The following is a 10055-nucleotide window of genomic DNA, read 5'->3' on the forward strand; positions in this document are numbered from 1 at the left end:
CCACCGAAAGAAATTGGCGAATTGGCAGAGGGCTCAGCCAAACTGGCGGAAAGCGCAGGGCAGTTATTGGATGAAATAGTCCCGGCGATTAAAAAGACCGCAGATCTAGTGCAGGAAATTTCTGCCGCGAGCGATGAGCAAACCATGGGCGCCAACCAAATTACCATCGCGATTTCGCAAATCAGTATCGCCACCCAACAAAACTCTTCATCCGCAGAGGAACTTTATTCCACGGCAGAAGAACTCACCAGCCAAGCCTTGCAATTGCAGCAGATGATGGAATTTTTTAAAGTTAAATAATCTCCCAATACCTGCCCTCACCCCCGGCCCCTCTACCAAAAGGAGAGGGGAGAAAAAGACATGCGCCCTCTCTCGTTTATGGGATAGGGCTGGGGTGAGGGATTATAAAATCCACACCTCTACACGGCGATTCATGCGACGCCCCTCTTCCGATTTACTGCTCGCCAGCGGTGCCTCCTCGCCCATACCGCGCGCCACCAACGGATAAATCCCGCGCGCAATTAAATGCTGCTCAACCACTTTAGCGCGGCGCAACGACAACTCAATATTTTGCGCTTTGTCTCCCTCGCTGTCAGAAAAACCAAAGAGTTGCACACGTTTGGGGGAATTGATTTCTACATACTTCACCAGGCGATCAAGGTCCGTAATACTTTTGGTATCCAATTCGTCGCTGCCATCTTTAAAGCGAAAGTTAATCGACAAACGCTGCGAGCGCGCCGTCAGGCTGCGCATTTCTTCCGGGTAAAAATTATTATTAAACGGCTGGCCCGTTTTAATGTTTTGCGATACCAAACCTATATCTTCCACGATACTTTGGCCGCGCTCGGTTGCACTGAACTTCACAAACTCTTCCGCATCGGTATTGATATTTTTTTGTGGAAGATAAAAATACAAACGGCGTGCGAGCGGGTAATCCTCTGTACTCACGGTAAAGTGCGTGGGTAAAATCGCTTTGGATGTTTTGGTGGTGGAAATTGCCAATAATTTTGCACGGCGCACATATGGCAACCCGATAAAACCAATAGCTCCTTCATCTTTTGCCACTAAATCCGATAGTTCCGTGCTGGACTCAAAACGTTTTGCCGTAAGCGAAAGCGTTACCTTGGCTGGGTCAAGCACCATACTTTTAAATGAATCCCAGGTGCCGGAATTTTCGTCGCGGGCATAAAGAATGATAGGCAAGTCTTTACCGCCTAACTCAGACCAATTAGTCACTTCGCCGGAAAATATTTTTACCAATTGCGGAATCGAAAGTTGGCCGATGGGGTTTTGCGTATGGGTGATAATCGCCAAGCCATCCAAGCCAATAATATGCTCGCTGCCCGGCTCAGTCAGATCGCCACTTTTACCTAATAACAATTCGCGCTCTTGCTCTTTAATACGACGCGATGACATACCCAATTCTGCACTGCCCTGCAGCAAATCGGTAAACGCAGTACTCGATCCATGAGCGTGAATTTCAATAAATTCAATGCGACCATTTAATTGTGCGCTAACCGCTTTTTCAGTCGGCACCTTACCTTGCTCGGTTTTAATATCCGTTGCGCCGCGTGCCATTAAATAAGATTCCACCAAACGTGGTGTTAGTTTTTCACCAACGGTATTGGAACCATGCACACGAAAGAGCGGCTTGCTCGCACGTATCACCGGGCTACCGGGAACATAAACTTGTTGCTGCGGTTTAACCGCGGATTTCACCCGCGTTTCTGTAATCGCCTGCAACACAAACACTTCACCCGCATCCAGCGGTAAAAATGAGCGCAGTAAATATCCACTCAAGAGCAACAATAACGAACAGGCTGCTGCCGCAATAAAATTAAGTTTAATGGTGCCGCGGGTTTTCTTTTTAGGGGAGAACTCATCGCCAGTATGGGTGGCGGTTACTATGGAATCTTCCATCTGGCGTACATCCCACACCAGTTTGGTTAATTCATCATCATTCGCAGTCAGGGCTTTTTCTAACAACTCAGCGCGATATTCTTCGTCCTTCAATACCATATTCAACGGGATGTGCATTTTTAAATGGGCTTCGCACAGCCGTTTTAAATTCCATAATTTATCGACCAAGGCCACGTTGTAATGCATATGCTTGTGGGATTTGGGGGACATAAAGGCTCTCTGGTTTTCATTGTCGATTAGTCGATAGACGAGGGAAATATCTACCGACCTATGAAGCGGAGCACTATATGACGACTTTGTGACAAGCGGATTACATCCCCCTGGCATCTTACTGTTGAGCAATCCAATTGCTTGTTATGATGCACCCTATCGGAAAAGCTATAACAAGGCATGCGCATGAATACACCTCCCCCTCCAGTCAGCCTCTGGCAAGCGCTAAAATTCTGGCTCAAATTAGGCTTTATCAGTTTTGGTGGCCCTGCCGGACAAATCGCCATCATGCATCAGGAATTGGTGGAGCAGCGCCGCTGGATTTCCGAGAAACGCTTTTTACATGCACTCAATTACTGCATGTTATTGCCTGGGCCAGAGGCGCAACAACTCGCCACCTATATTGGCTGGCTAATGCATCGCACTTGGGGCGGAATCATTGCCGGTGTCTTATTTGTTTTGCCCTCGCTGTTTATTTTAATTTTGCTGTCCTGGCTTTATATCGCCTATGGAGATCTCACACTCATCGCAGGAATTTTCTACGGAATTAAACCGGCAGTGGCCGCTATTGTAGTGCAGGCAGCGCATCGCATTGGCTCACGCAGTTTAAAAAACAATTGGTTGTGGGGCATCGCGTTTGCCGCATTTGTTGCGATTTTTGCACTGCACCTGCCCTTCCCATTAATTGTGTTAGCGGCGGGAATTATCGGCTGGTCAGGTGGAAAATTTGCACCGCAATTATTTAATGCAAGCGCCAAACACCAAGCGAACCAAAAAAATTACGGTGCCGCGATTATCGATGATGCGACGCCCCCACCCGCGCATGCAACATTTCGCACAGCACGCTTGCTATTAGTGATTACATGCGGATTATTACTGTGGATATTGCCCATGCTATTGCTCGGCACCAGTTTCGGTTGGCAACACGGTTTTACCCAAATGGCCTGGTTTTTCACCACCGCGGCACTGCTGACGTTTGGCGGTGCCTATGCCGTTCTACCTTACGTTTACCAAGGTGCAGTGGTTAATTACCAATGGTTGACACCCGCACAAATGATGGATGGTTTGGCGTTGGGGGAAACCACCCCCGGACCATTAATTATGGTGGTCGCGTTTGTAGGATTTGTGGGTGCCTATACCCAACAATTTCTCGGCACCGAGCAATTATTTTTAGCAGGCGCGATTGCTGCAACACTGGTGACCTGGTTTACGTTTTTACCTTCGTTTATTTTTATTCTCGCCGGTGGCCCCCTGGTGGAGTCCACCCAAAGCAATTTGCACTTCACTGCACCGCTAACAGCAATTACTGCTGCGATAGTGGGTGTGATTATTAACCTCGCATTATTTTTTGCTTATCACACGCTCTGGCCGGAAGGCACCGAGTCAGGCTGGCTGTCGCAACTAGATTGGATCGTATTGGTGATAGGTGTTCTCGCCAGTGCTCTATTATTTTATTGGAAGATGAGCATCATAAAAGTATTGGGGATTTGTGCCCTGCTAGGTGTTGCGGTGAAATTTGTCGTTGGATAACAAACAAGGGCGCCAATCGCGCCCATGTTTTAAAAATTTACCGCTATGTTCCAGCTATTGTGCTGGTTTGATATCACCACAATCACTGTCCAACCACTTACCTTCCATTTTAAAATTCATGGTGCGCTTTTCCCCGTTCATTATATGCACCATGGTTCCTGTGCCCGAATAATGTTTAGGTGAGTGAAAATTCACCTCACTCTCTCCCCTGGCTTGTTCTTCACCTGAACACACATAGGTAGATTTGAACCGGGTGGCACTGATTTTTGTAATAGTAGATTTGCAGCCGTCGACATCATCAGGCAACTCACCACGATCAATTTCTGCTTGGGTAATGCAACTTTTTACGTTAGTTCCCGATGGCGATACCTGCACCTGATCATTCTTGAAACTAACGCCGTCATCTTTGATTTCCATACCCGATTGAGCCATTATCGCTTCCATTTGCTTACGCTGCTCCGGCGGCATATTGGCAAATTGCTCTTTCATTTGTTCCATAGCCGCTTTCATTTGATCGGTTTGCATGGCCTGCATTTCCTTGGCGCTATCCGCATCCCAGGTCATAGTGTTTTCCCACAACCCCGCTTTCATATCAACGTTGATTGGCTCAGCTTGTGATGATAAAACGGTGGTGCCGATAACGGTGACAAAACCTAACATTAGCTTGTTCATAATACTGTCTCCTTGATTGAGGTGAGTTTTTGCTTATACACCCGAGTTGATGAATATAGCATTAATCGGCCTATTGGCTTGCGCCCCAAACGTAATCGCGCCCCGCTTCCGTGATAACTTCAATCAAATAGGTATTTGCAAGCGATAGCTGCGGCATTGCTTTGGTGGTGTTTTTTAGCGGTTTTTTGATCTGAGCCTGCTGATAATAAGGATTGGGATTTTTTCCGTTACACGTAATTTTTTTCACCTTGAAATTGTTTACCTCTGGCAGAAGAGAATGGGTGCGCAAATGCAAATTGCCGCCCAGGCGCGAATGTATTTTTAATTCCCTAATCTGACCTTCAGCCCAGCGCATATCCACCACAAAACCGCCGCGCATCACCAAACCTTTTACTTCACCTTCAGGCCAAGCCTGCGGCAATGCAGGTAACAAGTGCACTGCGCCGTCGTGGCTTTGCGCTAACATTTCCGCCATACCCGAAGTAAATCCAAAATTGCCATCAATCTGGAACGGTGGATGTGCATCAAACATATTGGGATAGGTACCGCCACTTTCATTAACACTGCCATCCAGTGTTAATGCGGGTTTTATTTGATCACGCATTAATTTAAAAGCGCGGTCGCCATCCAACAAACGCGCCCATAAATTGATTTTCCAATTCATCGACCAACCGGTAGAAGGGTCACCGCGCTGTTCCATACTTACCCGGGCTGCGCTGAATAATTCCGGCGAACGAATCGGCGATATTTGATTACTGGGATAAAGCCCATACAGATGCGAGACATGGCGGTGTTTATCTTGCGGATCATCCCAGTCCTCCAGCCACTCCTGCAATTGATGATATTTGCCAATTTGCATTGGAGGTAAGCGCGAGAGTGTTTTCTCCCACATCGGGATTTGTTTTTTATCCTCACCTAGAATTTTTGCAGCAGCAATAGTGTTGCTGTATAAATCAAACAAGAGTTGATTATCCATGGTCACACCCGCCGCGATTTTTGTACCCGTCGCCTTGGGTGCATTTTCCGGTGACATTGAAGGCGACACGATCAGCCATTTTTTATTGGGCGACTCAACTAAAAAATCTTCGAAAAACGTGACGGCTGATTTCATCACCGGGTAGACATCAGCCAGATATTTTTTATCACCCGTGTATAAATATTTTTCCCACAAATGCTGACTCAACCAAGCGTTGCTCGTGGGCCATGAACCCCAAGTGTGATCCACACCGCCGGTAATGCGCCAAATATCGGTATTGTGGTGTGCCATCCAACCGCGCGCGCCGTACATGGTTTTGGCACTCTCCTGTCCGGTTATCGCCAACTCTTTGGTCATCGTAATCAGCGGCTCATGCAACTCACTTAAGTTAGTGACCTCTGCCGGCCAGTAATTCATTTCGGCATTAATGTTGAGTGTGTATTTGCTATCCCAAGGTGGATCTTGCCGATGATTCCATAAGCCTTGAAGATTCGCTGGCTGACCGCCGGGTTGCGATGATGAAATTAATAAATAGCGACCAAACTGGAAATAGAGACTCGCTAACTCTGGGTCATGACGACTAGCAAATAAACGGATTCGCTGATCAGTCGCCTCCTGCGCAAATTCACTTTTTCCCAAGTCAAGGCTTACACGATCAAAATACTGTTTGTAAAAATCGCTGTGTGCTGTTTTACGCGATGCATATTGATTGTTTTCAAAGTTCCGTTTTGCTTGGGCGAGGTACTCGCGTGAACGCTCCAATGCATTTGCGCTGATATCGTTATACTTAACAAAATTGGTTGCCATGGAAATCAGTATCAACGCGGAATCCGCATTGCTAACCTGGATACGATTATCGCGCTGGATTAGGCTGCCACCACTTAAATTCACATTCAGTAGCGATGCGAGTTTCACCTGTCCTTTGATACCTTCGTGATCTTTGGATTGCACTTGCATTGCCAGAGTATTTGCATCCTCTTGCGAAAAAGCAGGTTGGGAAGGATGAGATAGATGTGCACTGAAACTGAGCTGTCCCGCTTTGCTCGCACTTAATTTGACAACGATAACTTGATCAACAAAAGAGCTGAACACTTCGCGTGTAAACACCACATCCTTCACTTGATAGCGGGTAGTCGTGACTGCATGTTCAATATCAAGATCGCGATAAAAGTTACGATAATCAGCGTGCGCAGGAAATTCCAAGTGCAGATTACCTGCAGTTTGATAGGGCATGCCATGGGCGCCCTGACTGGTAATTGTTTTTGCAGCCAGAGCTTCAGCAGCGGGGTAATCACCCGCTGCAATTAATCGACGAATCTCCGGCAGGGAGTCTAATGCTGCCGGATTGAGATTGTTGTGCGGGCCGCCGGCCCAAAATGTATTTTCATTTAATTGAATAGAGTCATTGGCAGGATTGCCATACACCATCGCGCCCAGTCGCCCATTGCCCAAGGGTAAGGCCTCTTCCCACACAGCAGCAGGTTGGGCATACCAAAGTTTATTGGTTTGATTGGCGCTCACACCAATGCTCGCGCACATTAGCAACAGAATTGAAATCAGGATTTTCATCGCACAAACGCTCCGTTTTTTATTGAGTTCTACCAGCGTTTTTATAGCAAAGCGAAGCGCCTGTCGAAAACAATTACTTAACTTAAAAAAATCGGCGCACAAGGCGCCGATTTCAATGTTTACTTCAAGAGCTTCTGCAGATGCGGCTCCAGGGCTTTTGCCCAAAGCTCATAGCCTTTCTCATTCGGATGCAAAAGATCCGGCATAATCTCTTCCGGCAATACACTCTCTTTGGTTAAGAATACGGAATTAATATCGGCAAAAAAGATTTTCTTATTATCCGCATAATTTTTAATGAGCGCATTCACACCATTATTGATCTGACGCAATTGGCCATCGGGTTTTGCATCGCGCGGAAACACAGCCAATAGAAGTACTTTTGCGTTAGGTAGGCGTTGCTGCAATTCATTGAGCAAATTTTTAATCCCCGCAGCCGTAGTCGCCGGATTTTCATGGCGATGGCCAGTATTGTTAGTGCCGATCATCATGACTACCAGCTTGGGTGACATATTTTCCAGAGCACCATGCTGAAAACGCCAGAGCACATTCTCGGTGCGGTCGCCACCAAAACCTATCGCAAAAGCATTGCGTTTGGCATAGTGTTTTTCCCATACGGGTGCACCTTCTTTTTCCCAACCCTGGGTAATGGAATCGCCGATAAAAAGCAGATCGATTTTTCCACCTTTATCTTTTATCGCTTTTGCATCAGCAAGCTTTTGTTCGTGACGCGGCAACCACCAATCAACAGACCACCACTCATTTAACATACCCGGCGTAACCGATACAGTTTTGTAATCCGGGCAGGTGGCGAGCGTTACGTCTTTAGGTGTTTGGATTAAGAGTTGCACATTCGCGACAGCAACTTCACCTGCACCACCCACTTCCAATGCAAAAGGCATAGTCGTCGCCGAGAAATTATCTTGCTCTTGCTTAAAGCAGCTCAGCGGCATATAGATTTTTTTCCATCCTTTGCCGACCAAATCGCGCGCTGTCATGGTAAAAGGCACTATACGATCGCAGCCTTCCTTTTGGCATTCCATTTTGAAAGACACGCCGCCTTTGGCAAGCTCGTCAATTTTAATATCGAGCGCCAACACACCGAATTTCATATGTGCGGTTAAATCCAGAGGCTCGCCGGATTCCAATGTCATGCCCGCGCGCCAAGTGTCTTTCCATGCAAATGCCAGCGCATCTTCCTGCACATCTTTATCGATGGTTTGTACTTTAACATCGCCCTTCGGCAAAGCAGCAAAAGCACCGCTAAGAATTTGTTGTCGCTCATAGTTCTCAATAAAAATATGCCATGGTTCCAGTGGTCGGCGCAAATACAGGTTTATGTCTTGCGGTTCATCGCTTGCAACTCCAACAACTTGTTCCGGTAAATTTTTCGGGCCAGTTTTACCAGACTTGTAGGTGAGACCGTAACCCAATTTAAATAATGGATCGTAATTTTTATGATGTTTATTTAACACATCTTGCAATGGCAATTGTGGCCACGAGAAAGACAAGCGGCCTTTGAAATCGAAATTGGGTTTATCGTCCGCTTTCGCAATCAACACATCCGCCACACCCGCGCCTTCTGAACCAGGAAGCCATGCGGCCACAAATGCATCTGACGCATTTAATTCCGGGTTAACCCACATTGGACGACCGGATAAAAACACGGATACAACAGGAATACCTTGTGCTTGCAATTTTTTTAGCAGCGCGAGGCTTTTCTTTTTCGCAGGTTCAAACTCAAGCGTGTCGCGATCTCCACTGCCTTCGGCATAAGGATTTTCACCAAACACAACAATGGCAACATCCGGTTTTTGCGTGAAAGTACCATCAACTGATAAAAGTGTTTTTCCACCTGCCGCATCGACTGCCGTTTTTATGCCGCTATAAATGGAGGTAGCACCGGGAAAGCGAAAGTTTTCTTTTGCATCAGCAACACCTTGCCACCACACACTCCAACCGCCAGCTTGTTTGCCGATATTGTCTGCACCGTCACCGGCCACCAAAATTGTTTTGGATGGATTAATCGGTAATACCTTGTTGGTATTTTTCAATAACACCAAACTTTCACGCACAGCCTGCCGCGCAATCGCGCGATGCTCTGCACTACCTACGACGGTTTGATCAGCCGCAAACGCACGCTCAGAAGGTTTTTTATCCCATAAGCCTGCACGCATTTTTACGCGCAGGATTCGGCGCACTGCGTCATCCAAACGCGCTTGGGAAATTTCACCGGATTTTACTTGCTTAAGTGTATTTTCAATCATGGCTTTCCAATCGTAGGTCACCATAAGCAAATCGATGCCGGCGTTAATTGCTTGCGGACATGAATCGTTTGTGCAACCCGGAACCTGGCCGTGACCATTCCAATCACCTACTACCAAACCATCAAAACCCATGCGATTTTTTAATACATCGGTGAGCAAATATTTATTGCCATGCATTTTTTCGCCGTTCCATTCGCTGAAACTGGCCATCACGGTTTGTACACCAGCCTCCAGTGCGGGCACGTAACCGGCATTGTGAATCTTAACTAATTCTTTTTCACTAATGCGTGCATTGCCTTGATCGTCACCACCTTCAGTGCCGCCGTCGGCAAGAAAATGTTTGGCGGTGGCGATAACACGGTCTTCCGCTAAAAATTCTTTGGCATTAGGTTTACCTTGCAAACCTTCCACCATCGCGGTTGCGTAATCGGCGACAAGCTTTGGATCTTCCGAATAGCTTTCGTAAGTGCGACCCCAGCGATCATTTTGTGCAACGGCGAGCGTGGGCGCGAATACCCATTCAGTCCCGGTTGCGCGCACTTCTTTAGCAGTTGCAGCGCCGATTTGACGAATCAAGTCAGCATTGTGCATTGCACCCAAACCAATATTGTGCGGAAAGAGTGTGGCGCCGGTTAAATTGTTGTGGCCGTGAACCGCATCTGTGCCCCAGAAAATCGGAATGGCTTGTTTGCCATCGCTGGTGTCCATAGAGGCGATATAGAGTGCGTCCAGAAACTCCACCCAGTCTTTTGGTGTTGCATTGTCGATGCGATTCGGCATGGAACCGCCACCGTTAAGCACAGAGCCAAGATGGTATTTTTTTATATCATCCGGCGTAACGGTCTGAAATTCGGCTTGCATAATCTGCCCGACCTTTTCTTCGAGTGTCAAGTTTTGGAAGATGCTTTCAATTT

At 47.0% G+C, this 10055-nt stretch carries 5 protein-coding genes and 1 pseudogene; 2 read left to right on the forward strand and 4 right to left on the reverse strand.

What is annotated here, in order from left to right:
- Nucleotides 1-300, forward strand: a pseudogene (locus tag ACWA6V_RS10675) (methyl-accepting chemotaxis protein); the annotation flags it as partial.
- A 102-nt stretch (nucleotides 301-402) separates the two neighbouring features.
- Here ACWA6V_RS10675 and ACWA6V_RS10680 read toward each other — a convergent pair.
- Nucleotides 403-2130, reverse strand: coding sequence for a phosphate ABC transporter substrate-binding/OmpA family protein (locus ACWA6V_RS10680; RefSeq protein ID WP_449522475.1), 1728 nt, complete (start codon nucleotides 2128-2130; stop codon nucleotides 403-405).
- A gap of 186 nt (nucleotides 2131-2316) precedes the next feature.
- Between ACWA6V_RS10680 and chrA the strand changes: the two genes are divergently transcribed.
- Complete coding sequence (chrA, locus tag ACWA6V_RS10685) at nucleotides 2317-3660, forward strand: chromate efflux transporter (RefSeq protein ID WP_449522476.1); 1344 nt, start codon at nucleotides 2317-2319, stop codon at nucleotides 3658-3660.
- Nucleotides 3661-3714: 54 nt separating this feature from the next.
- Here the strand turns inward: chrA and ACWA6V_RS10690 are convergent, their stop codons facing one another.
- The 3 genes from ACWA6V_RS10690 to ACWA6V_RS10700 all read right to left on the reverse strand — a co-directional run.
- Nucleotides 3715-4332 carry a DUF3617 family protein gene (locus ACWA6V_RS10690; RefSeq protein WP_449522477.1) on the reverse strand — a complete coding sequence of 206 codons (618 nt, stop codon included), beginning with the start codon at nucleotides 4330-4332 and terminating at the stop codon, nucleotides 3715-3717.
- A 70-nt stretch (nucleotides 4333-4402) separates the two neighbouring features.
- Nucleotides 4403-6877, reverse strand: a complete 2475-nt coding sequence (locus tag ACWA6V_RS10695) for a glycoside hydrolase family 95 protein (RefSeq protein WP_449522478.1) — start codon at nucleotides 6875-6877, stop codon at nucleotides 4403-4405.
- A gap of 119 nt (nucleotides 6878-6996) precedes the next feature.
- Nucleotides 6997-10055: glycoside hydrolase family 3 N-terminal domain-containing protein (locus tag ACWA6V_RS10700; protein WP_449522479.1), on the reverse strand; the 3059-nt coding region annotated here is incomplete at its 5' end.

The sequence above is a fragment of the Cellvibrio sp. genome (assembly GCF_053579595.1).